The sequence below is a fragment of the Phenylobacterium sp. P4_E10 genome (assembly GCF_056401675.1).
In genome coordinates, this window is record NZ_JBFUIW010000008.1 from 84,646 (window position 1) to 108,566 (window position 23,921).

Consider the following 23,921-nt stretch of genomic DNA (forward strand, 5'->3'; position numbering starts at 1 on the left):
CACCGTGAACGCCCCAGCCAAACCCAACGATTACACCGCCTATCCGGACGCTTCCGGTCGCTTCGGCGACTACGGCGGGCGCTATGTGCCCGAGACGCTGATGCCGCTGGTCCACGATCTGGACGCGGCCTACACGGCGGCCAAGAACGACCCGGCCTTCCAGGCGGAGCTGCGCAGCTTCCTGACCCACTATGTGGGCCGCCCAAGCCCGCTCTATTTCGCCGAGCGGCTGACCGCCCACTACGGCGGCGCCAAGATCTATCTGAAGCGCGAGGAGCTGAACCACACCGGCTCGCACAAGATCAACAACTGCATGGGCCAGATCCTGCTGGCCCGGCGGATGGGCAAGACCCGGATCATCGCCGAGACCGGCGCCGGCCAGCACGGGGTGGCCACCGCCACCGTCTGCGCGCGCTTCGGCCTGCCCTGCGTGGTCTATATGGGCGCGGTGGACGTGGAGCGGCAAAAGCCCAACGTCTTCCGGATGAACCTGCTGGGCGCCCAGGTCGAGGCGGTCACCGCCGGTTCGGCGACCCTGAAGGACGCCATGAACGAGGCCCTGCGCGACTGGGTCACCAACGTCCACGACACCTATTACCTGATCGGCACCGCCGCCGGGATGCACCCCTATCCGGCCATGGTCCGCGATTTCCAGGCGGTGATCGGGAACGAGGTGAAGCAGCAGATCCTGGAGATGGAAGGTCGGCTGCCCGATGCAGTCGTCGCCTGCGTCGGCGGCGGCTCGAACGCCATCGGCCTGTTCCACCCGTTCTTGAACGACGAGAGCGTGCGGATCTACGGCGTAGAAGCCGCCGGCGACGGCATGAGCACAGGCCGCCATGCGGCGGCGATCAATGGCGGCCGTCCGGGCGTCCTGCACGGCAACATGACCTATCTTCTGCAGGACGACGAAGGCCAGATCACCGAGGCGCACTCGATCTCGGCCGGCCTCGACTATCCCGGCATTGGCCCCGAGCACTCCTGGCTGCACGACGTCGGCCGCGCCACCTACCTGACCTGCACCGACCAGGAGGCGCTGGACGCCTTCAAGCTGCTCGCCGAGCTGGAGGGCATCCTGCCGGCCATTGAATCCTCGCACGCCCTGGCCCGCCTGCCGGACGTCTGCGCGGAGGTCGGCAAGGACGGCATCGTGGTGCTCAACCTCTCCGGCCGCGGCGACAAGGACGTGCAGACCGTCGCCGATCACCTGGGCCGCAAGATTTGAGCGCGCCGATGTCGAGGCTGAAGTACGTCCTGCAATTGCTCGCGGCCACCGTGATGCTGCTGGCGGCCGGCTGGGCGACCGGCGTCATCAAGGTGAAAGTCGAGAGCGATCCGACTCCCACGGTGCACAGGGCGTCTCAATGACCAAATCCCGTATCGAAGCCCGCTTCGCCCAGCTGAAGGCGGAGAACCGAGCGGCCTTCGTGGCCTATGTGATGGCGGGCGATCCCGACTACGCCGCCGGCCTGGAGATCCTGAAGGGCCTGCCGGGCGCCGGCGCGGATCTGATCGAGGTGGGGTTCCCGTTCTCCGACCCGATGGCCGAGGGGCCGCCGATCCAGCGCGCGGCCCAGCGGGCGCTGGCGAACGGCATGACGTTGAAGAAGACGCTGGCCGCCATCACCGAATTTCGCGCGGGAGACCAGACGACGCCGATCATCATGATGGGCTACGCCAACCCGCTGGTGCACCATGGCTTCGAAGCCTTCGCCCGCGACGCGGCGGCGGCCGGGGTCGATGGCCTGATCTGCGTCGATATTCCGCCGGAGGAAGCCGATCCGCTGGCCGACGCCCTGGACGCGCACGAGCTGTCGCTGATCCGGCTGGCGACGCCGACCACGGACGATGCGCGCCTGCCGGTGGTGATCCGCCGGACCTCGGGTTTCGTCTACTACGTCTCGGTCGCCGGGGTGACCGGCGTGAAGGAAGCCGACGCCGACGCGGTGGCCCCCAACGTGGCGCGGATCCGCGCCGCCTCGGGCCTGCCGGTCGCTGTCGGGTTCGGCATCAAGACCGCTGAGCGGGCCGCGGAGATCGCCCGGGTGGCGGACGCGGCGGTGGTGGGCTCGGCGCTCGTTGAAGAGGTCGCTTCAGGCTTGGCAATGAACGAATCTGTGACCACCCGGGTTCTTTCCAAAGTAGAATCCTTGGCTAAGGCTGTGCGCTCCGCGCGAGTCGAAAGCCTCACGGTGTAGAACCCCATGGCGATGGCTGAACAGCGAAACGATAAACCGGGCAAGGGCCCCCAAGGACCGCGTGAGCGTCGGGGCTGGTTGTCCCGCATCGCGCCTGGGGTGCGAAATCTCGTCGCCAAGCGCGAGACGCCCGAGAACCTCTGGGTGAAATGCCCGGACACGGGCGAGATGATCTACCGCTCGGACCTGGAGGCCGCCCTGTGGGTGACCCCGTCCGGTCACCACATGCGGATCGGCGCCGAGCAGCGCCTGCGTTACACCTTCGATGACGGCGCCTACGAGAAGCTGGAATCGCCCAAAGGCGTGGTCGATGACCCGCTGAAGTTCCCCGACACAAAGCCCTACATGGAGCGCCTGAAGGCGGCCCGGAAATCCACCGGCGCCCAGGACTCAATGACCAGCGGCTATGGCAAGATCCTTGGCCAGCCGGTCGTGGTGACGGTCCAGGACTTCAACTTCATGGGCGGATCGCTCGGCATGGGCGCTGGCGAGGCCTTCATCAAGGCCGCGCAGGAAGCCGTGAAGCGCGATTGTCCGTTCGTGATCTTCACCGCCTCGGGCGGCGCGCGGATGCAGGAAGGGACCCTGTCCCTTATGCAGATGGCCCGCACCACCCTGGCGCTGAACGAGGTGAAGGCCGCCGGCCTACCCTACATCGTGGTGCTGACCGACCCGACCACGGGCGGGGTGTCGGCCTCCTACGCGATGCTGGGCGACATCCACATCGCCGAGCCGAACGCGATGATCGCGTTCTCCGGCCGCCGGGTGATCGAGCAGACCATCCGCGAGGTGCTGCCGCCCGGTTTCCAGCGCGCCGAGTTCCTGGTCGAACGCGGCCAGGTCGACCGCGTCGTGCCGCGCAGCGACATGCGCGATACTCTGGCCTCGATCCTCAAGACCCTGATGATGGGACGCGAACGTTCGAAAGCCGCCTAAGCGCTAAACCTATGCTCATCCCGGCGAAGGCCGGGACCCAGCTTTTTCCGCTGTATTCGGGGACCTGCGCATTGGCGCCGAGCCTTGTGACCTGGGCCCCGGCCTCCGCCGCGGTGATCGGGGGCGGGACCAAACGCGAGCCATCCGCCCATGTATGATCCCATCCGCGCTTCGGACGAGGTGATCCTGCGACTGCGGGCGCATCACCCATCGCTGATCGACCTGACCACAGGCCGCGTCGAGCGGCTGCTGGCTGCGCTCGGGCATCCGGAGAAGCGGCTGCCGCCCGTGGTCCACGTAGCCGGCACCAACGGCAAGGGCTCCACCGTGGCCTATCTGCGGGCGATCGCCGAGGCGGCGGGCCTGAAGACCCACGTTATCACCTCGCCGCATCTGGTACGCTTCGCCGAGCGCATCCGGCTGGCCGGCGAGCTGGTCACGGACGAGCGTCTGTCTGAGTTGATCGACAAGGTCGAGGCGGCCAACGCGGGCGAGCCGATCAGCTTCTTCGAGATCACCACCGTGCTCGCCATCCAGGCCTTCGCCGAGACCCCGGCCGACCTCTGCATCGTCGAAGTTGGGCTGGGCGGACGGTTCGACGCCACCAACATCTTCGACGCCCCGGCGGTCAGCGTGATCACTCCGGTTGACTACGATCATCTGGAGATGCTGGGGCCCGAGCTCTCCAAGATCGCCTGGGAGAAGGCCGGGATCATCAAGCACCATCGCCCGGTGGTGGTCGCCCGCCAGATGGAAGAAGGCGAGGCGGTGATTCTGCACGAGGCCGAGGCGCTCGCCGCGCCGGTGACCCTGATGGGCCGTGATTTCGACGCCTGGGAGGAGCGCGGCCGACTGCTGGTGCAGATGGAAGACCGGCTCTACGACCTGCCGGCGCCTAGCCTGTTCGGCGGCTACCAGTTCGCCAACGCGGGGCTGGCGGTGGCCGCGGCCCTGGCGCTAGGCGATTCGCGCATCGACGAGGCGGCCTTGGCCAAGGGCGTGTCGAGCGCAGTCTGGCCGGCCAGATTCCAGCGACTGACCGAAGGGCCGATGGCGCGGCTGGCGGCCGAGCGCGGATCGGACCTCTGGCTGGACGGTGGGCACAATCCGCACGCCGGCCGGGCGCTGGCCGAGGCCGCGGGGAGGCTGGTCGCGCGCGATCCGCGTCCGCTGGTGCTGGTCGCCGCCATGTTCGCGCGCAAGGACGCGCTCGGCTTCTTCCAGCCGTTCGCCGACCTGAAGCCGCAGGTGCTGGCGACCACCTTCGATTCGCCCAACGCCGCGCCGGCCGAGGAGCTGGCCGCGGCGGCGACCGAAGCCGGGTTGGAGGTTCAGATCGTCAGTGATGTCGAGGAGGGTGTGCGCCGGGCTCTGGCGCTGCCGGGACCGGCGCCGCACGTGCTGGTCTGCGGCGGCCTGCACTTCGCTGGCGAGGTGCTGGCGATGAGCCCGGAAACCTGGCCGACCTGAGGACACGAAAAAACCCGCCCGTCTTGTCGGCGAGCGGGTTCTTCAGCCTAGGTCCCCGCCTTGGCGAGGATGGGCGGCGTCTTAAATGCCGGCCTCGTTAAGCCATTCAACGATCTTCTGCTTGGGCATGGCGCCGACCTTCATCGAGGCCATCTGGCCTCCCTTGAACAGCATCATGGTCGGGATGCCGCGCACGCCGTAGCGCGACGGGGTCGTGGGGCTGTCCTCGATGTTCAGCTTGGCCACGGTGACCTGTTCGCCGAGTTCGGCGGCGATCTGCTCGAGGGCAGGCGCAATCTGCTTACAGGGGCCGCACCACTCGGCCCAAAAGTCCACCAGCACAGGCTTGGAAGCCTGCAGAACGTCCTTGTCGAAGGACTCGTCGGTGACCGTCACGGTGCTCATGAAAAGCTCCTTATAGCCCAGCCGGAGAATCGCGTGGCTGAGGCTCTCGATCCGCCGATGTAGGCGGGGGCGACCCCGGTATCAACCTTCGCGATGTAGGTCGGCAAGGGTTTGACGCCACAAGTTTTCTGGAACCGCCATCAGCTTCGGGCCATCCGTCCAGACCAGGGCGGCCTCAATGCGCCGGCCGTCGAAGATATCCTCCAGCACCGCGGCGTAGATCGCCATCTGGCGAAGATAGGCCGGGTCGGCGTCCTCGATCCGATTGGGCGAGGGGCGATTGGTCTTGAAATCAGTCACCAGAACACGGTCTTGCAACACAACGAGCCGGTCTATGCGGCCAGAGATGGCGAGGCCGGCGGGCAGGCCGCGGGCGGTTCCAGCCACGGAGACCTCGGCTCGGCTGCCTGGCCCGAACACCTCGGCGAAGCGCGCGTCGTTCAGCACGCCGAGGGCCGCGGCGGTCATCTCCGCCCGCTGATCGTCGGTCAGATCACGTTCGCGCGAGAGTATGCGGCCGGCGGCGGCTTCTCGCTCTGCGGGCGGAAGGTCGGGCAGGATCTGCAGCAGCCGGTGGATCAGGTCGCCGCGCCGGAAACGGCCCAGCCCCTCGGTGCGCACCAGCGGCGAGGCGGCCGGGGTCACGACGTCCTCGCCGAGTTGCGAGGGCGAGGCGTAGCGCGCGAAGGCCTCGGCCGGCGGCGCGGTCTCGGCCCAGGCCGGCAGGGCCGCGTGGGCCTGCTCGCGCGCGCTCGCCGCGCCCAGCGGCTGGGGATCGGGGCCGAAGCGCAGCATGTCGAAGCCGCCGGAGCGGACGATCCGCCGCTCTTCGGCGAGGGCCGAATGATCGAACGCGGCGACCACCGCCCCCCACCAGCCCTTGATGTTCTCTTCCTTGGCGGTGGCCGAGACCCGTCCGCAGATCACCAGCCGGTCGCGGGCCCGGGTAAGGGCGACGTAGAGCAGGCGGGCGGCCTCGTCCTCGTCCTTCTTGGCCCGCCACTCGCGGGCCTCCAGCGAGGCTGCGCAGTCCGTGCCTTTCGAAGTGCTCCAGAGGAAACCGCCGGCCGGGGTGGGCATCAGCGGCGATCCGCGAGCTGTGCGGCCGAGCGTCGTCTCCGGCAGGAAGACAATCGGCGCCTCCAGCCCCTTGGCGCCGTGGGCGGTCATCACCCGGACCTCGTCGCGGCCGGCCTCCATCTCGCGCTTGACGGTGATGTCGAGGCCCGCGAGCGCGGCGGCCAGGCTCTCGAGGTCCTCGACCCCGCGGCCCTCGGCGGCCAGCACCTGGGCCAGGAACTCGTCCATCGCGTCCTCGGCCTCATTGCCGAGGCGCTCCAGCAGCCGGCGGCGCATAGAGCGGCCGCCCGCGTCGCGCAGGGCCAGCAGTCGAGAATAGAACTCGAAGGGACGCAGGACCCGGTTGGTGGTGATCCAGTCGGCCAGGGCGGCGGCGGCGGCCCACTCCGGCGTCTCCTCGCGGCGGCGCTGCAGGATGGCGGCGAGGTTCTCGCGGCCGCGGCCATGGGCGAGCGCGTAGAGCCGATCGTCCGAGAGATCGCAGAACGGGCTGCGCAGCAGGGCCGCCAAGGTCAGCTCGTCAGCGGGGAACTGAGCGAAGCGAGCGATCGCCAGCAGGTCGTCGAAGATGATGTGCTCCGACAGCGCCAGGCGGTCGGCGCCGGCCACGGGAATCTTGCGGTGCTTGAGCGCGCGCAGGATCTCCTCGAACAGCGCCTTGCGGCGACGGACGAGGATCAGCACGTCGCCGGGGGTGGCCGGGCGTGGGCGGCGGGTCTCCTTATCGAGCACGGCGTCGCCGCGGGCGAGCACGGCGGCGATCTCGGCGGCGATCTTCTCGGCCAACCGCTTGTTGGCGCTGGCCTGGCTCTCCTGGTCGAGCGGGGCGTCCCAGGCGTCGTGGGCGTCGCCCTTTTCTTCGCGCTCCAGCGGCCAGAGGTCGACGCAGCCGGGGTCGGTGCGGACCGCCTCGTGGACGATGGCCTGCGCCTCGACGCGCGGCAGGATGGCGGCGGCCAGCTCCGGCGGGGCGAAGGCGGCGTCGACGAAGCGCAGCACCTGCGGGGTCGAGCGCCAGGAGGTCAGCAGGTCGACCCGTTCGAACCGGAAGCCGGCGCCGGTGGCGCGATCGCGGTGGAATTCGAATTCCTGGATCAGCAGTTCCGGGCGCGCGCCCTGGAACGAGTAGATCGACTGCTTCTCGTCGCCGACGACGAACATGTTCCGGTCGAGCGCCCGGTCGGTGGGCTTGCCGGCGCCGGAGAAGAACTCCTCGGTCAGGGCGCGGACGATGTCCCACTGCTCGGGGGCGGTGTCCTGGGCTTCGTCAACGAGGATATGATCAACCCCTCCGTCGAGCTTGTAGAGCACCCAGGCGGCCATGGGGCGCGAGGCGACTAGATCGCGTGTTTTTTCAATAAGATCGGTGAAATCCAGCGCGCCCGAGGCGGTCTTCTCGATGGCGTAGGCGGTCAGGTACGCCGCCGCCAGGATCAGGGCGCCGTGGGTGTCGTGGGCGACGCGGGCGGCGCGGCGGCGTTCGCGGGCTCGTCCCAGGCGGTCCTGCTCATCCAGCAGGAAGAAGCGCAGGTCCTCGCGGACCTTGAGACCGGCGGTCTTGGCGACCCAGGCGACCGGCGTGCTCTCGCCCTTCTCGGTGAACAGGGCGGCCAGGCAGGCGTCGAAGCCGCCGTCCGGACCGATGGCGGCGGCGAGCTTGGCGGCGTTGACCTGATCGGCCTTGCCGCCCTGGGCCAGCACCTCGGCGCAGTCCTTCCAGACCGAGCGGTCTAGATCGGCCATGGCTTGGGCTTCGACATCCTCGGGGTCGATGGGTCCCTCAGGGTCGCAAACGCTCCAGACATCGGCGACCGCGCCCGCCAGCCCGCCATGCCGGGTCAGATAGGCGCCGAGCTGTCCGCGCTGGGTCTCAAAGGAGGCGAACATCCCCTGGAAGCTCTGGAAATCCAGGGCGACGGAGAAGCGGGCGTACGCCTCGGCGACCGCGCCTTCGCCGCGCAGGGCGTGGCGGGCGACGGCCTTGCGGGCGGCGCCGGCGACCGCGGCGCTGGCCGAGTCGTCCATGACCCGGAAGCCCGGTGACACGCCGGCCTCCAAGGGGAAGCGGCGCAGCAGCTTCTCGCAGAAGGCGTGGATGGTCTGGATCTTCAGACCGCCGGGGGTTTCCAGGGCGCTGGCGAACAGGGCGCGGGCCTTGGACAGGCGCAGGTGATCATAGACAGCGGGGCTGGCGCCCTCGAGCTTCGCCAAGGCCTCGCGCAGGGTGGCGTCGTCGCCGACCGACCAGCCGCCGAGCAGGTCGAACAGCCGGCGCTGCATCTCCGCGGCCGCGGCCTTGGTGTAGGTCACGCAGAGGATGGTCTCGGGCTTGGCCCCGGCCAGCAGCAGTCGCGCCACCCGGTCGATCAGGGTCTTGGTCTTGCCCGAGCCGGCGTTGGCGGTGACGAAGGCCGACAGGCCCGGGTCGGCTGCGAGGCGTTGGGGATCGGCGACGAGCTTCATTCGCCGTCCTCCTCGCCGCTGGTCGACCATTCGAACACCCGGGCCAGGTGGTCGTAGTCGCTCATGTGCAGCTTCACGAACTGAGGGGCGACGCGCGAGGCGTAGGGGCGGCCGCGGTCGAACTGGTCGATCAGCTTGGCCAGGCCCTCGAGGGCGCGGGCCGCGGCGTCGGCGCTCTCCTCGCCGGCGTGGGCGCGAACTTCCTCGCGACCGGCCGGCTTGCGGCCGGTGACCTCCAGATAGGTCAGCTCTCCGGGCTCGGCGCGGCCGATGTCGCGGAACCCGCCCGCCGCCAGGATGGCGGCGGTGAGGGTGAGCTGCGGCGAGAAGCCGGAATCCACGACCTTCTTCGACGGCGCCTTGCCGGTCTTGTAGTCGAGGATGTGCCCGTAGCCCTGTGCGTCGAGCTCGATCCGGTCGGCCTTGGCGGTGACGGTGAAGGGGCCGGCGGGCGCCTCGATGGTCCGTTCGCCCGAAAGCTCGACATGAATGGCGCGGCCATCGGCGCGGCGGCGAACTTCCAGTTCGGCGACCCATTGGGCGGCTTCGCGGGCCAGGGCGGCCTCTCGGGCCAGGGCCTCGTGCGGCATGCCGGCCGCTTCCAGCTCGGCCACGTACATCGCCTCGAAGATCGCCGCGGCGTCGGGCGGCAGCTCCTTGGGGAAGTCGGTGGCGAAGCGCTCGAAGGCGGCGTGGATGGCCGTGCCGCGGGCCCTGGCCTCTACCGCCTCGTCGGGACGGTCGAGCGGGAAGAGCTTGAGGATGTCGCGGGCCCAGACCGCGTAGGGGTCGCGGGTCAGAGCCTCGACCCGGGTGACGGCCATACGGCGCGGCCGATCCTCGATCGGCGGCGAGGGCGCCGGCCGTTTCTCGGGCTTGTAGTCCAGGGCCGCGTCCAGGGCGCGTGCCCAGTCGAGCACGTCCTCGCGGCCGGGCAGGGCCACGCCTGCCCCGCGGGCCAGGGTCTCCAGCCGCCACAGCCACCGGGACTTCACGGCCGGCGCTCCCTCGCGGCGTTCGGAGTGCAGCAGGATCACCTCGGGCGCGCAGGCGGCCTGGGCGAAGTCGTGGGCGGCCAGACCGACCCGGCGCTCGGGCGGCGGCAGGCCGAGGCGCTCGCGCATCGGCCGTGACAGGAACGGGTCGAGCGGCGCGCCCTGCGGCCAGACGCCCTCTTCCAGGCCGGCGACCACCAGGCGGTCGGCGCGGGTGAGGCGGGCCTCGATGGCGCCGAGGATGCGCAGGCGCGGATGGGTGGCGCCGCCGGTGCGCACGCTCTCGCCTGCCATCAGCCGCGAGAGCAGATCGGCGAAGCCGCGCGGGGTGACGGGCGGCAGGTCGCCGGCCTCGTCGATGACGCCGGCCAGCAGCCGGCCGAGCGCCTCGCCGCCGTGGCCGGCCCAGAGGTCGCCATGGTCGCCGAGCGGGTCTTCGGCCAGGGCCTCGAGGGTCTCCGTCAGGCGGCGGGCGGCTTCCGAGGGCGGCTGGGCGTCGGCGTCGATGACTAGGCGAGACAGGGCCGCTTGCAGCCGGGCGGCGAGGCGCAAAGCTTCGTCCGGCGCGGACTTGGCCGCGAGGCGGGCCTCCAGCGCCTGCCAGGTGGTGCGGCGCGGCCCGCGCAGGCCGTGCAGCTCCAGCGCCGTGCGGCCGGCGTCGAGAGCTTCAGCCTCGAGGCCGAGGCGGACCAGCGGATGCTTGAGGATCGCCAGCATCACCACCGGATCGAGCGGATCGACGGCGGCCTTGGCGATCAGGCCGGCGAGCACGCCCCCGGGGCAGCCGGACAGCGAGAGCCCGGCCGAAGAGTCGGCGGCGACGCCCCAGCGGGCGAGCTTGGCGGCGACCCGCCGGGCCAGGGCCTGGTCGGGGGCGACCAGGGCGGCGGTGCGGCCGGGCGTCTCCAGCGCCTCGCGCAGCAGCAGTGCGGCGGCGGTGGCGGCTTCCTCCTCACCGCGGGCGGTGACGACCGAGAGGCCGGACAGGCCCTCGGCGATGGCGTCGACGCCGTCCTTCTCACCTTCCAGGCGCAGGTTCTCGATGACCGTCAGCCAGTCGGCGGTGCGCTCCGCGGGGCGTAGGGCCTCATTGATCACCCGTCGGCGCCAGCGGCCGCGGGCGTCGAGGGTAAAGGAGGCGGGCCAGTCCATGACCTCGCCGCGCTCGATGCCGGCGCGGTGCAGGAGGCGGCGCATGGCGCCCTGCGGATGCTGTTCGCCGACCTCGATCCAGGCGCTTTCGGCCAGGCTGTCGTCGAGGCCAGGAAGGACCACTGCGCCCTGCGGGGCGGCGGCGACCACGGCGAGAAGGTCGGCGGTGGCCGGGGCGGTGCCGGTCGAGCCGGCGGCGATCAGCACGCCCTGCGGCGGGCGTTCGGTCCAGGACTGAGCGAGCTTGCGCAACAGGGCGACCCGGCGCTGGGAGACGTCGACCAGACCGAGTTCGGCGAGGCGGGCCGGCCAGGCGACCTGGGCCATCTCCAGGAACTCACGGCTGATCCGCCAGTGCTCGGCGAGATCGGCGTCGACCAGGTCAGCCAGGCCGGCGCCGTCGACCTCCTCGATCTGCAAGCTATCCAGGAAGCCGCCGAGCGCGTCGGCCAGCTCCAGGGCGGCGGAGGCGTCGAGCTCGCGGCCGAGCTGCTTTTCATGAGCCTTGACCAGCCGGGTCAGTTCGAACCGGCGGCGCAGGGAGCCGATGGCGGCGGGCAGTTCGACGGCCAGGTCGCCCGGCTCGAACGGCGGTTCGCCCTCGTCGAGGTCGCCCAGCGGGCGGATCTGCGGCGGCAACACGGCCTTGCCGCCGGCCGCGGCGATGAAGGCGTCGGCCAGGGCGCGCGCGCCGCGCCGGGTCGGGGTGAGGATCGTCGCCTGCGAAAGGGCGTCGGGCCCCAGCGGGGTCAGGGTGTCGTAGAGGCCCTGGGCCAGGTCCTGCACGAACGGGCGATGGGCCGGAATGCTGAACCAGCGCGGACCGGGCCGGGTGAAGAGGGTCATGGCGGTCTAAGATCCTCCCCTCTTGGGGGAGGTGGATCGATGCGCAGCATCGAGACGGAGGGGGACTGCGCTCACCCTCGTTGAGTCAAAGTCCCCCTCAGTCAGCCATGCGGCTGACAGCTCCTCCAAGGGGGAAGCATCTTGAAGGGGGGCTATCACCGAAGCTTCGCCTCGGTGGCCTCCCGGGCGGCGGGGTCCCCGACGTGCATCCAGAAGCCATCCATCACTGCGCCGAACAGGCGTTGCTGCTCGGAGAGCCGCCACCAGATCGGGACGATGGAGAACGGGCCGTCCGGCTCGCCGTCGAGGATCTGCGGCTTGAGGATCTGGAAGCCGACATTGGCGAACGGGGTCGGCGGCTCGGGATTGGCCGAGTGGGTGATGCGGCCGGATTCGTCGCGGAAGAAGCCCTGCGGGCCCTCGAAGCCGATGCCGTGGCCGCGGCGGACCAGCAGCAGGCAGAGGTCCATCAGCTCCGGGTTCCAGGTCGCCTTCAAGGTGTCCAGCGCGGGGGTCTCCCCCTCGATCCAGAGGGAGTCGATGTTGGCGATCAGGATCGGGTCGTCGCCGAGCAGGGGCCGGGCGTGCTTGATGCCGCCGCCGGAGTCGAGCAGGGCGGCGCGCTCGTCGGAGATCCTGATCTCGATGTCTTTGCGAGTCGCCAGGTGGGCTTCCATCTGGTCAGCGAAGTGGTGGACGTTGACCACCGCGGTCTCGATCCCGGCCGCGACCAGCCGGTCGAGCACGTGGTCGATCAGCGGCTTGCCGGCGACGGTGACCAGGGCCTTGGGCGTGGCGTCGGTCAAAGGCCGCATGCGGGTGCCGAGGCCGGCGGCCAGCACCATGGCGATCTTGATCTGGCTCATCGGCGCGCCTCGGCGGGCACGTGGCGGTCGAACCAGGTCTGCAGGCCGGCCATCGAGGGATCGGTCAGGTTGCGCTCCAGATATCGCCAGGTGCGCGGCATGAAGGCCTCGTACTGGCGGCGGCCGAGCAGGGCCTGGCGGGCGAACACCCGGCCCAGAATGCGCGCGGCGTTGGAGGCGGCGAGCGCCCGGTAGTCGTGAACGAACGCCTCGCGGTCGAGCTGGGCGCGCGCGCCGAGGAAGCGGTCCAGCATGGCCGCCTCCAGCTCCGGAGAGATGTCGCGGCGGGCGTCCTGCAACAGGTGGGTCAGGTCCCAGGCCGGATGGCCGCGCAGGGCGTCCTGGAAGTCCAGCAGTCCGACCCGCGCGGCGCCCGTGCGTTGCGGCAGCCAGAGCAGGTTCTGGGCGTGATAGTCGCGGTGGGTGAAGACCCCGGCGCCGGCCGCGCCTCGGGCGAAGATCGGCGCCCAGAGCGCGTCCCACTCGGCCACGGCGTCGGGGCCGAATTCGGGGATGGCGGCGAACTTGGGCCACCATTCCAGGAAGGTGTCGGTGCCGACCTTCAGGGCCAGGGCGTCATAGGTCAGCAGCGGCCACTGCGCGCCTTCCGCCTGCAGCACGTCGGGCGGAGCCTGCTCCTGCAGCTGCACCTGCACGTCGACGGCCGCTTCGTAGAGCGGCAGCTCGGCCTGGCCATCGGCGATCAGGGTGGCGAACAGGCCATCGCCCAGGTCCTCCAGCACCGCCAGCCCGTCTTCGACGTCGTGCGCGAGGATGCGCGGGGCCGAGAGGCCGTGGTCGCGAAGATAGGCCGCGGTGGTGACGAAGGCGGCGACCGAGCCGGCGGCCAGGCGCGAGGCGGCGTTGTAGCCCATGGCCAAGCGCTCGGCCTCGGTGGCGCCGGGCGGACAGACGGCGCTCTCGGCGGCCGGCGGCTGGTCCATGAAGATCAGCGAGACGCCGTCCGGCGCCGTCAGACGCTCATAGCGACGCGTGGAGGCGTCGCCGGCCAGCAGCTCGCGTCGCGCGTCGGCCAGACCCGCAGCCTTCAGGAACTCGGCCTTGCGGCCCTCACGATCGGAACTCAAGCCCACGTCCTTCCCAGGCGCCCGCCGGCGTGAGCCGGGCGCGTCGCGCCTCGCCGCCGCTTCGCGACTCATCGACCACGATCTCTACATCAAGTCGGTCGGGGGGAAGATGGCCCTCCAGGCGTTCGGGCCATTCGATGACCGCCGCGCCGTGCTCAAGAGCTTCGTCGAGGCCGATTTCATAGGCTTCGTCCGCGGAGGTGAGCCGGTAGAGGTCGAAGTGCGCGACGCTGAGCCGCGGGCCTTCGTAGAACTGTACGATGGTGAAGGTCGGGCTGGGCACGTCCTCGACGGCGCTGGTCAGTGCGCGCACCAGGGCGCGAGCCAGGGTCGACTTGCCGGCGCCAAGTGGGCCGATCAGGCAGATCGCCTCGCCGGGCTTCAGCTCGGCGGCGATGGCCGCCCCCAGGCGCGCGGTGGCCGCTTCGTCGTCCAACCGGAACTCGCCGTCGGCGGGGGTGATCATGCGAAGGCCCGATCTGGATGCTGCGGCAGGAGGTTCTCGACGTAGTGCTTGAGCGATAGGGTGGCCGCGCCGGCGTCGGCGTCCAGCGCCTCCGGCGCGATGGGGGGGCCGACGATCAGCGAAAACTCGCGGCCGCGCTTGTTGAGCAGCTCGTGGAAGAGGGTGATGTCGCGCAGCTCTTGTGAGAAGCGGTTGAAGAAATGGAACAGGGTCGACCACGGCCCGGTCAGATGCAGCGGGACGACGGGGGCGTCGTACTTGCGGGCCAACGAGATGGCGCTGGGCATCCACTCGGGATCGGCCAGCACCCCGTCCGGGCCGTGGCGCGCCAGCCGGCCGGCCGGGAAGATCACCAGGGCGCGCTCGTCCTCCAGGGCCTGACGGGTCAGCTGCAGGGTCACGCGGGTGCGCTCGCGAGTGCGCTTCTCCTCGACCCACTCGACCGGGATCAGCACCTCGTCGAAGTGAGGCGCGACCCGGTGGGCGTCGGAATTGGCGTAGAAGCAGATGTCAGGGCGCAGGCCCTTCAGCGCATCGAACACCGCGATGCCGTCGGCGATGCCGGTCGGGTGGTTGCAGATGAAGATGGCGCGGCCCTTGGTCGGGACGTGCTCCAGGCCGCGGGCCTCGACCTTCACGCTCAGCAGGTCCGACACATAGTCGAGGGCGGCGCGTCCGGGCATGGGGGCGATGGCGTCGGCCATGGCCCGGGCCTTGCGGTAGTCGAGCAGCCGGTAGAGCGCCAGGCGGATCAGCGGCCATAGGGCGCTCCCCGACAGCTTGGGCGCCCGCTCGGCGATCAGGGTGTCGACGATGTGGTCGTGATAGCCGCTGCGCGCGGGCAGGGCGGACGCGGTGGGGGCGAGGCTCGTCATCGGACCGTCAGAATGCGACGCGCAGCTGCGCCGGGGCAAGCGGGGCGCAGCTTGGCCGCCCAAGAACCACGTTCGGTTGACGCAGCGTAGGCTCTACCCAGGCGGCCCCGAAGGGCCTACAACCTCGCCATGCGCGATATCCAACATTTTGTCTCCGGCGTGGCTCAACCTGGCGTTTCGGGCCGGTTCAGCGATATTTTCGACCCCAACACGGGTGAGGTTCAGGCAAAAGTCGCCTTGGCGACGGCGGCCGAAGTCGACGCTGCGGTGCAGGCCGCGCTGAAGGCGCAGCCGGCCTGGGCGGCGACCAATCCGCAGCGCCGCGCGCGGGTGATGTTCGAGTTCAAGCGCCTGGTCGAGGCGCACATGGACGAACTGGCGCAGCGGCTTTCGTCCGAGCACGGCAAGGTGATCGCCGACTCCAAGGGCGACATCCAGCGCGGCCTGGAGGTGATCGAGTTCGCCTGCGGCATCCCGCACGCGCTGAAGGGCGAGTACACCGAGGGCGCGGGCCCCGGCATCGACGTCTACTCGATGCGCCAGCCGCTGGGCGTGGCGGCGGGGATCACTCCGTTCAACTTCCCGGCCATGATCCCGATGTGGATGTTCGGCATCGCCATCGCCGTGGGCAACACCTTCGTGCTCAAGCCCTCGGAGAAGGATCCGAGCGTACCGGTGCGGCTGGCCGAGCTGTTCATGGAAGCCGGAGCGAACCTCGGCATGGATCTGGCCGGGGTGCTGAACGTGGTGCACGGCGACAAGGTGGCGGTGGATGCGATCCTGACCCACCCGGGCATCGCCGCGGTCAGCTTCGTCGGGTCGTCCGACATCGCCCACTACGTCTATTCGACCGGCACGGCGCACGGAAAGCGCGTTCAGGCCATGGGCGGCGCCAAGAACCACGGCATCGTCATGCCGGACGCCGATCTCGACCAGACCGTGAAGGACCTGGTCGGCGCGGCCTATGGCTCGGCCGGCGAGCGCTGCATGGCGCTGCCGGTGACGGTGCCGGTCGGCCAGAAGACCGCCGAGGCGCTGCGCGAGCGGCTGCTGGCCGAGGTCGAGACCCTGAAGGTCGGGGTCTCCACCGACGCCTCGGCGCAGTACGGGCCGGTGGTCAGCGCCGCGCATCGCGACAAGATTTCCGACTACATCCAGCTGGGGGTCGACGAGGGCGCCGAGCTGGTGGTCGACGGCCGCGGCTTTGCGCTGCAGGGCTTCGAGAAGGGGTTCTTTATCGGCCCCAGCCTGTTCGACCAGGTGAAGCCGGCCATGCGCACCTACCAGGAGGAGATCTTCGGGCCGGTCCTGCAGATCGTGCGCGCCGAGAGCTTCGAGGAGGCGCTGGCCCTGCCGAGCGCCCACCAGTACGGCAACGGGGTGGCGATCTTCACCCGCAACGGCCGCGCGGCGCGCGAGTTCGCCAGCCGGGTCAATGTCGGCATGGTCGGGATCAATGTGCCGATCCCGGTGCCGGTCGCCTATCACACCTTCGGCGGCTGGAAGCGCAGCGCGTTCGGCGACGTGAACCAGCACGGTATGGAAGGCGTGAAGTTCTACACCAAGGTCAAGACGATCACCGCACGCTGGCCGGAAGGCGACGCCCACGCCGATTCGAGCTTCGTCATTCCCACCATGCGCTGAAGCTTCTACGCTGCGTTGAGACGTGGCGGAGTTCTCGATGAAGCGGTTCCAGCTCTGGGCGATCATCATCCTGGTCGCGGCGCTTGCCGGCGCAGGCGGCTTCGCGTGGTGGACCTACGACCTGCGCTGGCGGCCGAAGACCATCACCAGGCACCAAGCCGAGATCACCAAGATCCTCGAGAGCTCGGGCTGGGTGTCGCCGGGCAAGACCGGGCCGAAGCTCTACATGGTCTCGTTCCGCACGTGCCCCGACTGCGTGCGCTTCCGGGCCGAGGAGTTTCCGCTGCTGCACGCCGCCGAGGTCGACACCCGGGTGATCGAGATCGCGCGGCGTGATCACAACGGGATCTCGAAATCGACACCGGCCGAGCGGGCGACGGTGGCCGAGCTGTGGCTCAACCGCTCCTGGCCGCTGATGGAGCGCTGGGAGGCGACGCCGCCCGAGGCCTGGACGGCGCCGGGAGTCGCCCCCGCCGACGGCGACATGGCGCGCACCGCGGTGGTGGAGGCCGGCCGCAAGATGGTCGACGACCTGAAGCCGCTGCTGAAGGCCAACGGGATCAACTTCGCCTATCCGACCCTCATCTGGTGGACGAAGGACGGAAAGATGCGCGGCTGCGCCTGCGAGAAACGGGAAACCTACCGCTTCGTGCGCCAGGAACTGGGTGTGACGAGCTAGCTCGAATAGGGCCGCCCGCTTACGATCGCCTTGCTGCGCGCCCGGGTCTTGAGCCCGTGCTCACGGTCCGCCGGATGCGGCTCGGCACGGCGGCCGATTCCCTGGCGTACGCCCTCGGCCTCGAACTCGATGCCGTCCAGTTCCTCCGGCGCCAGTTCCACTTCGGGCTCGAAGGACGCGTCTTCGTCGTCGCGTCGATCATTCGCGGCCATTGCGGTCTCCTTATTCGGGGTACGGAGGATCAACCCGCAGGACCGCGTGCTGTTCCGCAGGGCTGACGCTTGAGGCGCCCGCCAAGCCGGGGTAGGCGGGGATGGATGACTTCCCGCCTGCAAGCCGCCTATGACGCCCGCCTGGCCGCGGGCGAGATCTCGCCGGACCCGGCCCAGGCCGCGGCGCTGGCGGTGCTGGCGCGGCTGGAGCGCGACCTGATCGCCGCCGAGCCCAGCGGCTTCGCCTCGTTCTTCAAGAAGCCGGAGAGCCAGCGCGGGGTCTATCTGGTTGGGCCGGTGGGCCGCGGCAAGTCGATGCTGATGGACCTGTTCTTCGCCAACGCGCCGATGGAGAAGAAGCGCCGCGTGCACTTTCACGTGTTCATGGGCGAGATCCACCGGCTGATCGACGCCTGGCGCAAGGGCGACGCCGCCGCGCGCAAGGCGAGGTTCGGTCAGCACAAGGGCGATGACCCCATTCCGCCGGTGGCCGAGGTGGTGGCCGGCGAGGCGCGGCTGCTGTGCTTCGACGAGTTCCAGGTCACCGACATCGCCGACGCCATGATCCTTGGGCGGCTGTTCGAGGCGCTGTTCGCCCGCGGCGTGACCCTGGTGGCGACGTCCAACCGCGTGCCCGACCAGCTCTACAAGGACGGCATCAACCGCCAGCTGTTCCTGCCGTTCATTGAATTGCTGAAGAGCCGCGTCGAGGTGATCAGCGTGGCCGGCCCGCACGACTACCGCCTGGACCGGCTGCGCGCGGCGGGGACCTGGTTCAGCCCCAACGACCCGGACAACCAGCGCAGCTTCCTCGGCCTGTGGCGCGAGATGCTGGGCGGCGAGGAGGAGCTGGGCGAAACCCTGGAGGTGCTGGGCCGCAAGGTCCACCTGCCGCACGCGGCCGGCGGCATGGTGCGAGCCAGCTTCGCCAGCCTCTGCTCCGTGGCGCTGGGGCCGAACGACTACCTGGCGATGGCCGAGCACTTCCACACGGTGTTTCTGGAAGACGTGCCGAAGCTGACGCCGAACCGGCGTGAGGAAGCGCGGCGGTTCGTGATCCTGATCGACGCGCTCTACGAGTCCCACACCCGGCTCATCGTGCTGGCCGAGGCCGAGCCCGTGTCGCTCTATCCGGCCGGCGACGGCGCCTTCGAGTTCGAACGCACAGCCTCGCGCCTGCAGGAAATGCGCTCGGCCGATTGGCTGGAGGACGTCGACTAGCTCCGCAGGCTCTCGACCAATTCGCGGGCGTAGGGGGCCAGGCCCGCAAGCGAACGCACGCAGATGGTCAGTTCGCGCTGCGCCCAGTCGTCGGTCAGGTCGACGATGCCCAGCGACATGGTGCGGGCGGCCCGGCGGGCGGTGGTCTCGGGCACGATGCCAACCCCGACGCCGCACTCCACCAGCCGGCAGACCGCATCGAAGCTGCGCAGCTGGACACGCAGCCGCAAGGGCCGGCCCTCGCGCGCCGCCTTGGCGGAGAGGAACCGCTGCAGCGAACTGGCGCGGTCGAGGCCGACGATGTCGCAGCCGAGCACGTCGGCGAAGGTCATCGAGGCGCGCTGGGCCAGCGGATGGATGGCGCTGGTCACCACCACGAAGCGGTCGGAGCGGAAGGGAAAGGTCTCCAGGCTGCCCATGTCGACCGTGCCGGCGACGATGCCGACGTCGCCGACGCCCTCGGCGACCAGGCCGACGATCTCGTCGGACAGCCGTTCCTCAAGATTGATGCTGACGTGCGGGTGGTCGGCCAGGAAGCGGCTGAGCGCCTCGGGCAGGAACTCGGTCAGGGCGTTGGTGTTGGCCAGCAGCCGCACCTCGCCGGACAGCCCGCCCGCATAGGCGCCCAGGTCTTCCCGCAGGCGCGCGGTCTGCGAAAGGATGGTGCGGGCGTGCTTGAGCAGGGTGCGGCCGGCCGGGGTGGGCGTCACGCCTTGGCGCGAGCGTTCCAGCAGCGGCGCGCCCAGCGCCTCTTCCATGTTGCGGATGCGGGTCGAGGCGGCGGCCAGGGCGAGGGCGCAATGCTCGGCGCCGCGGGTGATGGAGCCTGCGTCCACGACCTCGCAGAACAGCCTCAGATCAACCAGGTCAAAGCGCATCCTTCGTCTCCCGCGAAGGATGCTTACGGGAAAGACGCATTGCATCAAAAGAAAAACCGCCGAAACTTCGGCCCTCGCGAAGGGGAGGTCGCTGCTCTGTAGAGAGCGGGACTGCGCCTTCGTTGACACCCGAAGGCTGCGGCTTAAAAGCGGAGCCGCCTCTTCCTAGTCAGGAAATACGACTCGTCATGCCCGACGCTCCCCGCCCACGCCCGCTATCGCCGCACCTGATGACCGGGGGCTTCGGTTCGCCGCTGCTCTGGCGCTGGCACATCACCATGGCGACCTCGATCATCCATCGGGGCAGCATCTTCGGGATCTACCTTTCCGCCCTATTACTGGCGGGCTGGCTGCTGTCCCTGGCCGGCGGGCCGGAAAGCTATGCCGCCTATACCGGCGCGCTCGGCTCGCCGCTCGGACTCCTGGTGCTGTTCGGCCTCACCTTCACGCTGTTCTTCAACCTGGCCTACAACGTGCGCCAGGCCTTCTGGGACATGGGCAAGGGCTTCAAGATTCCGGAAGCCAACGCGGGCTCGGTGGCGATCATCGCCTTCGCCGTCGTGACCACCCTGGCCTTGTGGGCCGTCCTCTTCACGCTGGGAGTGCTGTGATGACCACAGGTCCGACCCTTCGCACCCCCCGATCCCGAGCCCTCGGCCTTGGCTCCGCGCATCACGGCGTGGGCCACTTCATCGTCGAACGCGTCACCGGGATGATGCTCGTGCCGCTCGGCCTCTGGGGAGCCTGGGCGGCGGTGCAGCTCGCGGGCGGGGGCTATGACACGGCCGCCTACTGGATCGCCAAGCCGGTGAACGCCGTGCTGCTGGCCCTGCTGCTCGTCTGCGCCCTGGTGCACGTGAAGCACGCCATGCAGGTGGTCATCGAAGACTACATCGGCCGCTTCATCACCAAGGCGGCGCTGCTGCTGCTCAATTTCTCTGTCTGCGTCCTCGCCGGCGCCCTGGGCGTCTTCGCGATCCTCAAGGCCGCCCTCTCCGGAGCCTTCTGATGGCCGAGTATAATTTCATCGACCACAAGTTCGACGTCGTCGTCGTCGGCGCCGGCGGCTCCGGCCTTCGCGCCGCCCTCGGCTGCGCCCAGGCCGGCCTGAAGACGGCCTGCATCACCAAGGTATTCCCGACCCGCTCGCACACCGTGGCGGCGCAGGGCGGCATCTCGGCCAGCCTCGGCAACATGGGCCAGGACGACTGGCGCTGGCATATGTACGACACCGTCAAGGGGTCGGACTGGCTGGGCGACCAGGACGCCATCGAATACCTGTGCCGCAACGCGCCGGCCGCGGTCTACGAGCTGGAGCACTGGGGCGTGCCGTTCTCGCGCACCGCCGAGGGCAAGATCTACCAGCGCGCCTTCGGCGGCATGACCCGCAACTTCGGCGAGGCCCCGATCCAGCGCACCTGCGCGGCGGCCGACCGGACCGGCCACGCCATGCTGCACACGATGTACGGCCAGAGCCTGGCGCACGACACCGAGTTCTTCATCGAGTACTTCGCCCTCGACCTGATCATGGACGAAGGCGTCTGCCGCGGCGTGACCGCGTGGAAGCTCGACGACGGCACCCTGCACCGCTTCCAGGCGCAGCAGGTGATCCTGGCCACCGGCGGCTACGGCCGCGCCTACTTCTCGGCCACCAGCGCCCATACCTGCACCGGCGACGGCGGCGGCATGGCGCTGCGCGCCGGCCTGCCGCTGCAGGACATGGAGTTCGTGCAGTTCCACCCGACCGGCATCTACGGCGCCGGCTGCCTGATCACCGAAGGCGCCCGCGGCGAAGGCGGCTACCTGACCAACTCCGAGGGCGAGCGCTTCATGGAGCGCTATGCGCCGTCCGTGAAGGACCTGGCCCCGCGCGACATGGTCAGCCGCGCCATGACCATCGAGATCCGCGAAGGCCGCGGCGTCGGTCCGAAGAAAGACCACATCTTCCTGCACCTCGATCACCTGGATCCGAAGATGCTGGCCGAACGCCTGCCGGGCATTTCGGAGAGCGCCAAGATCTTCGCCGGCGTCGACGTGACCAAGGAGCCGATCCCGGTCCTGCCGACCGTGCACTACAACATGGGCGGCATCCCCACGAACTTCTTCTCCGAAGTCGTGACCCGCGCCGGCGAGGACCCCGACAAGGTGGTTCCGGGCCTGATGGCGGTGGGCGAAGCGGCCTGCGTGTCGGTGCACGGCGCCAACCGCCTGGGCTCCAACTCGCTGATCGACCTGGTGGTGTTCGGCCGCTCGGCCGCGCTGCGCTGCGCCGACACGATCAAGGCCGGGGCGACACAGGTGGAGCTGAAGCCCTCGATGACTGACGGCCATCTGGCCCGCTTCGATAAGTTCCGCAACGCCAACGGCGGCACCACCACGGCGCACCTGCGCCTGGAGATGCAGCAGGCGATGCAGGAGGACGCCGCGGTGTTCCGCACCTCGGAGTCGCTGGCCTCGGGCGTCAAGCGCCTGGAAGCCGTGCACGCCAAGCGCCCGGACCTGAAGGTCTCGGACCGCGGCCTGATCTGGAACACCGACCTGCTCGAGACCCTCGAGCTGGACAACCTGATCGGCCAGGCGACGGTCACCGTGGTCGGCGCGCACAACCGCACCGAAAGCCGCGGCGCCCACGCGCACGAGGACTTCCCCGATCGCAACGACGACGTCTGGATGAAGCACACCCTGACCTGGTTCGACGACGCCACCGGCAAGGTGAAGATCGATGACCGGCCGGTGCACAGCTACACCATGACCAACGACATCGCTTACATCCCGCCCAAGGCGCGGGTGTACTAGGACCGACTGATGACGGTTGAGCGCGACACAGACGCCGACTGGCGGGAGCTGGGATCCACCCAGCCCTACTGGGGCGTGCTCACCCATCCGGAGTTCCGGACCGAGAACCTGACTCCGCAAGGGCTAGAGGCGTTCTACGCTTCCGGCGTGCAGTACATCGACGATATCGCAGCTCGGCTGGAGCGCGCCACCGGGGCGGGGCCCGGGGGCCGCGCCCTGGACTTCGGCTGCGGGACCGGCCGCCTGGCCGAGGCGATGAGCGACTATGCGCAGACGACCGGCTACGACATCTCGCCCGGCATGCTGGCCAAGGCGCGGGAGCACGGCGGCAAGGCGCAGTACGTCGACGTGCTGCCCGAAGGCCCGTTCGACTGGATCAATTCCTTCATCGTCTTCCAGCACATCCCGCCCGAGCGGGGCATGGCCCTGATCGAGCAGCTGCTGGCCCGCCTGGCGCCTGGCGGCCAGGTCAGCCTGCACGTCACCGCCTGGCGCGAGCCGCACCTGGTTCCGGCGCAGCCCAGGGGCTGGCGCAAGCTCGCCGCGCGGCTGCTGGCCAGGGCCCAGCCCACCGGCCTGGTTTCGATGTACGAATACGACCTCTCGCAGGTGTTGCGGCTGCTGAACGCGGCCGGCCTGGAGGAGGTCAGCCTCCATTCCACCGACCACGGCGGCCATCACGGCGCTGTCCTGCTGGGCCGCAAGGCCAACGCGGCGAAGGCCGCGCAGAGGGCCGCGGCATGACCGCCCACACCTCATCCCTGCATTGCGCCGGGCGCCCCTGCGGCGCGGCGCCGAAGATCTCGCCTAAGGAAAGCGTCTGATGGTCCAGCTTGCCCTGCCCAAGAACTCCCGCGTCCAGAAGGGCCGCCATCACCCCGCCCCGGCTGGCGCCAAGACGGTCAAGACCTTCAAGATCTACCGGTACGACCCGGAGGGGAACGAGAACCCCCGCTGGGACACCTACGACGTCGACGTCGAGGCCTGCGGCCCGATGGTCCTGGACGTTCTGATCCACATCAAGAACGAGGTCGACCCGACCCTGGCCTTCCGCCGCTCGTGCCGCGAAGGGGTCTGCGGCTCCTGCGCCATGAATATCGGCGGCCGCAACACCCTGGCCTGCACCCATGGCCACGAGGAAGTGCCCGGCGCCCAGTGCCAGATCAGCCCGCTGCCGCACATGCCGGTGGTGAAGGACCTGATCCCGGACCTGACCATGTTCTATGCCCAGTACGCGTCGATCGAGCCGTGGCTGCACACTGAGACGCCCGAGCCGCAGAAGGAATGGCGCCAGACCCCGGAGGACCGCGAGAAGCTCGATGGCCTCTACGAGTGCATCCTCTGCGCCTGCTGCTCGACCTCGTGCCCGAGCTACTGGTGGAACGGCGACAAGTATCTTGGCCCGGCCGCCCTGCTGCACGCCTACCGCTGGCTGATCGACAGCCGCGACGAGGCGACCGGCGCGCGTCTGGACGAGCTGGAAGACCCGTTCAAGCTCTACCGCTGCCACACGATCATGAACTGCGCCCAGGTCTGCCCCAAGGGCCTGAACCCCGCCAAGGCGATCGGCGAGATCAAGAAGATGCTGGTGGATCGCGTCGTCTGAGGCTTCTCCGGAGCCCTTTCGCCGCGGGCCGACTGGCCTAAAGCG

General features: G+C 69.6%; 22 protein-coding genes. 13 read left to right on the top strand and 9 right to left on the bottom strand.

Translation table 11 applies throughout. The features are described from left to right. Positions 1-4: 4 nt before the first annotated feature. The 5 genes from trpB to AC1DQJ_RS11350 all read left to right on the top strand — a co-directional run bounded on the left by trpB (position 5) and on the right by AC1DQJ_RS11350 (position 4,604). Positions 5-1,225 (top strand): tryptophan synthase subunit beta, encoded by a 1,221-nt coding sequence (trpB, locus tag AC1DQJ_RS11330; protein WP_477603508.1) that lies wholly within the window; start codon positions 5-7, stop codon positions 1,223-1,225. Between the two features lie 8 nt (positions 1,226-1,233). Further along, a complete protein-coding gene (locus AC1DQJ_RS11335; RefSeq protein WP_477603269.1) occupies positions 1,234-1,368 on the top strand; it encodes a hypothetical protein in 135 nt (44 codons plus the stop codon). Further along, positions 1,365-2,198 carry a tryptophan synthase subunit alpha gene (gene trpA / locus AC1DQJ_RS11340; RefSeq protein WP_477603271.1) on the top strand — a complete coding sequence of 278 codons (834 nt, stop codon included), beginning with the start codon at positions 1,365-1,367 and terminating at the stop codon, positions 2,196-2,198. The genes AC1DQJ_RS11335 and trpA overlap by 4 nt, the downstream gene beginning before the upstream one ends. Before the next feature lie 6 nt (positions 2,199-2,204). Continuing rightward, on the top strand, positions 2,205-3,134 hold the full coding sequence (accD, locus tag AC1DQJ_RS11345; protein WP_477603273.1) for an acetyl-CoA carboxylase, carboxyltransferase subunit beta: 930 nt from the start codon (positions 2,205-2,207) through the stop codon (positions 3,132-3,134). Between the two features lie 150 nt (positions 3,135-3,284). Next, positions 3,285-4,604, top strand: a complete 1,320-nt coding sequence (locus AC1DQJ_RS11350) for a bifunctional folylpolyglutamate synthase/dihydrofolate synthase (RefSeq protein WP_477603275.1) — start codon at positions 3,285-3,287, stop codon at positions 4,602-4,604. An 81-nt stretch (positions 4,605-4,685) separates the two neighbouring features. Here AC1DQJ_RS11350 and trxA read toward each other — a convergent pair whose 3' ends face one another. The 7 genes from trxA to AC1DQJ_RS11385 all read right to left on the bottom strand — a co-directional run bounded on the left by trxA (position 4,686) and on the right by AC1DQJ_RS11385 (position 14,840). Beyond that, on the bottom strand, positions 4,686-5,009 hold the full coding sequence (trxA, locus tag AC1DQJ_RS11355; protein WP_183771157.1) for a thioredoxin: 324 nt from the start codon (positions 5,007-5,009) through the stop codon (positions 4,686-4,688). 81 nt (positions 5,010-5,090) lie between these two features. Further along, on the bottom strand, positions 5,091-8,552 hold the full coding sequence (addA, locus tag AC1DQJ_RS11360) for a double-strand break repair helicase AddA (RefSeq protein WP_477603277.1): 3,462 nt from the start codon (positions 8,550-8,552) through the stop codon (positions 5,091-5,093). After that, positions 8,549-11,545, bottom strand: coding sequence for a double-strand break repair protein AddB (addB, locus tag AC1DQJ_RS11365; RefSeq protein ID WP_477603279.1), 2,997 nt, complete (start codon positions 11,543-11,545; stop codon positions 8,549-8,551). The genes addA and addB overlap by 4 nt, the downstream gene beginning before the upstream one ends. A 155-nt stretch (positions 11,546-11,700) precedes the next feature. After that, a complete protein-coding gene (locus AC1DQJ_RS11370) occupies positions 11,701-12,411 on the bottom strand; it encodes a nucleotidyltransferase family protein (RefSeq protein WP_477603281.1) in 711 nt (236 codons plus the stop codon). Further along, the gene (amgK, locus tag AC1DQJ_RS11375) at positions 12,408-13,499 is read right to left on the bottom strand and encodes an N-acetylmuramate/N-acetylglucosamine kinase AmgK (protein WP_477603283.1); all 1,092 of its coding nucleotides are present in this window, start codon (positions 13,497-13,499) and stop codon (positions 12,408-12,410) included. Before amgK ends, AC1DQJ_RS11370 begins: the two co-directional genes overlap by 4 nt. Then, the gene (tsaE, locus tag AC1DQJ_RS11380; protein WP_477603285.1) at positions 13,483-13,965 is read right to left on the bottom strand and encodes a tRNA (adenosine(37)-N6)-threonylcarbamoyltransferase complex ATPase subunit type 1 TsaE; all 483 of its coding nucleotides are present in this window, start codon (positions 13,963-13,965) and stop codon (positions 13,483-13,485) included. Before tsaE ends, amgK begins: the two co-directional genes overlap by 17 nt. After that, positions 13,962-14,840, bottom strand: coding sequence for a 1-acyl-sn-glycerol-3-phosphate acyltransferase (locus AC1DQJ_RS11385; protein WP_477603287.1), 879 nt, complete (start codon positions 14,838-14,840; stop codon positions 13,962-13,964). Before AC1DQJ_RS11385 ends, tsaE begins: the two co-directional genes overlap by 4 nt. A gap of 129 nt (positions 14,841-14,969) precedes the next feature. On the opposite strand from AC1DQJ_RS11385, the gene AC1DQJ_RS11390 reads away from it, so the two are divergent. Beyond that, the gene (locus AC1DQJ_RS11390) at positions 14,970-16,484 is read left to right on the top strand and encodes a CoA-acylating methylmalonate-semialdehyde dehydrogenase (protein WP_477603289.1); all 1,515 of its coding nucleotides are present in this window, start codon (positions 14,970-14,972) and stop codon (positions 16,482-16,484) included. A 37-nt stretch (positions 16,485-16,521) separates the two neighbouring features. Continuing rightward, positions 16,522-17,163, top strand: coding sequence for a hypothetical protein (locus AC1DQJ_RS11395; protein ID WP_477603291.1), 642 nt, complete (start codon positions 16,522-16,524; stop codon positions 17,161-17,163). Here AC1DQJ_RS11395 and AC1DQJ_RS11400 read toward each other — a convergent pair. Beyond that, the gene (locus tag AC1DQJ_RS11400) at positions 17,160-17,375 is read right to left on the bottom strand and encodes a hypothetical protein (protein ID WP_477603293.1); all 216 of its coding nucleotides are present in this window, start codon (positions 17,373-17,375) and stop codon (positions 17,160-17,162) included. The two genes, AC1DQJ_RS11395 and AC1DQJ_RS11400, sit on opposite strands and share 4 nt — an antisense overlap. Before the next feature lie 105 nt (positions 17,376-17,480). On the opposite strand from AC1DQJ_RS11400, the gene zapE reads away from it, so the two are divergent. Then, a complete protein-coding gene (gene zapE, locus AC1DQJ_RS11405; protein ID WP_477603295.1) occupies positions 17,481-18,596 on the top strand; it encodes a cell division protein ZapE in 1,116 nt (371 codons plus the stop codon). On the opposite strand, the gene AC1DQJ_RS11410 is transcribed toward zapE, so the two are convergent. Further along, positions 18,593-19,474, bottom strand: coding sequence for a LysR family transcriptional regulator (locus AC1DQJ_RS11410; RefSeq protein ID WP_477603297.1), 882 nt, complete (start codon positions 19,472-19,474; stop codon positions 18,593-18,595). The genes zapE and AC1DQJ_RS11410 overlap by 4 nt on opposite strands. Positions 19,475-19,662: 188 nt before the next feature. Between AC1DQJ_RS11410 and sdhC the strand changes: the two genes are divergently transcribed. From sdhC to AC1DQJ_RS11435, 5 genes are all read left to right on the top strand, one after another. Then, positions 19,663-20,085: a succinate dehydrogenase, cytochrome b556 subunit gene (sdhC, locus tag AC1DQJ_RS11415; protein ID WP_477603299.1), complete on the top strand. Its 423-nt coding sequence runs from the start codon at positions 19,663-19,665 to the stop codon at positions 20,083-20,085. Next, positions 20,085-20,483 (top strand): succinate dehydrogenase, hydrophobic membrane anchor protein, encoded by a 399-nt coding sequence (gene sdhD / locus AC1DQJ_RS11420; RefSeq protein WP_477603301.1) that lies wholly within the window; start codon positions 20,085-20,087, stop codon positions 20,481-20,483. The genes sdhC and sdhD overlap by 1 nt, the downstream gene beginning before the upstream one ends. Beyond that, positions 20,483-22,270, top strand: a complete 1,788-nt coding sequence (gene sdhA / locus AC1DQJ_RS11425) for a succinate dehydrogenase flavoprotein subunit (protein WP_477603303.1) — start codon at positions 20,483-20,485, stop codon at positions 22,268-22,270. Before sdhD ends, sdhA begins: the two co-directional genes overlap by 1 nt. A gap of 9 nt (positions 22,271-22,279) precedes the next feature. After that, positions 22,280-23,014, top strand: coding sequence for a class I SAM-dependent methyltransferase (locus AC1DQJ_RS11430; RefSeq protein ID WP_477603305.1), 735 nt, complete (start codon positions 22,280-22,282; stop codon positions 23,012-23,014). A gap of 79 nt (positions 23,015-23,093) precedes the next feature. Further along, the gene (locus tag AC1DQJ_RS11435) at positions 23,094-23,876 is read left to right on the top strand and encodes a succinate dehydrogenase iron-sulfur subunit (RefSeq protein ID WP_477603307.1); all 783 of its coding nucleotides are present in this window, start codon (positions 23,094-23,096) and stop codon (positions 23,874-23,876) included. Positions 23,877-23,921 lie beyond the last annotated feature (45 nt).

Coding starts and splice junctions, on each gene's coding strand:
- AC1DQJ_RS11335 (WP_477603269.1), top strand. CDS start 1,234: ATGTCGAGGCTGAAGTACGTCCTGCAATTGCTCGCGGCCACCGTGATG.
- trpA (WP_477603271.1), top strand. CDS start 1,365: ATGACCAAATCCCGTATCGAAGCCCGCTTCGCCCAGCTGAAGGCGGAG.
- accD (WP_477603273.1), top strand. CDS start 2,205: ATGGCGATGGCTGAACAGCGAAACGATAAACCGGGCAAGGGCCCCCAA.
- AC1DQJ_RS11350 (WP_477603275.1), top strand. CDS start 3,285: ATGTATGATCCCATCCGCGCTTCGGACGAGGTGATCCTGCGACTGCGG.
- trxA (WP_183771157.1), bottom strand. CDS start 5,009: ATGAGCACCGTGACGGTCACCGACGAGTCCTTCGACAAGGACGTTCTG.
- addA (WP_477603277.1), bottom strand. CDS start 8,552: ATGAAGCTCGTCGCCGATCCCCAACGCCTCGCAGCCGACCCGGGCCTG.
- addB (WP_477603279.1), bottom strand. CDS start 11,545: ATGACCCTCTTCACCCGGCCCGGTCCGCGCTGGTTCAGCATTCCGGCC.
- AC1DQJ_RS11370 (WP_477603281.1), bottom strand. CDS start 12,411: ATGAGCCAGATCAAGATCGCCATGGTGCTGGCCGCCGGCCTCGGCACC.
- tsaE (WP_477603285.1), bottom strand. CDS start 13,965: ATGATCACCCCCGCCGACGGCGAGTTCCGGTTGGACGACGAAGCGGCC.
- AC1DQJ_RS11385 (WP_477603287.1), bottom strand. CDS start 14,840: ATGACGAGCCTCGCCCCCACCGCGTCCGCCCTGCCCGCGCGCAGCGGC.
- AC1DQJ_RS11390 (WP_477603289.1), top strand. CDS start 14,970: ATGCGCGATATCCAACATTTTGTCTCCGGCGTGGCTCAACCTGGCGTT.
- AC1DQJ_RS11395 (WP_477603291.1), top strand. CDS start 16,522: ATGAAGCGGTTCCAGCTCTGGGCGATCATCATCCTGGTCGCGGCGCTT.
- AC1DQJ_RS11400 (WP_477603293.1), bottom strand. CDS start 17,375: ATGGCCGCGAATGATCGACGCGACGACGAAGACGCGTCCTTCGAGCCC.
- zapE (WP_477603295.1), top strand. CDS start 17,481: ATGACTTCCCGCCTGCAAGCCGCCTATGACGCCCGCCTGGCCGCGGGC.
- AC1DQJ_RS11410 (WP_477603297.1), bottom strand. CDS start 19,474: ATGCGCTTTGACCTGGTTGATCTGAGGCTGTTCTGCGAGGTCGTGGAC.
- sdhC (WP_477603299.1), top strand. CDS start 19,663: ATGCCCGACGCTCCCCGCCCACGCCCGCTATCGCCGCACCTGATGACC.
- sdhD (WP_477603301.1), top strand. CDS start 20,085: ATGACCACAGGTCCGACCCTTCGCACCCCCCGATCCCGAGCCCTCGGC.
- sdhA (WP_477603303.1), top strand. CDS start 20,483: ATGGCCGAGTATAATTTCATCGACCACAAGTTCGACGTCGTCGTCGTC.
- AC1DQJ_RS11430 (WP_477603305.1), top strand. CDS start 22,280: ATGACGGTTGAGCGCGACACAGACGCCGACTGGCGGGAGCTGGGATCC.
- AC1DQJ_RS11435 (WP_477603307.1), top strand. CDS start 23,094: ATGGTCCAGCTTGCCCTGCCCAAGAACTCCCGCGTCCAGAAGGGCCGC.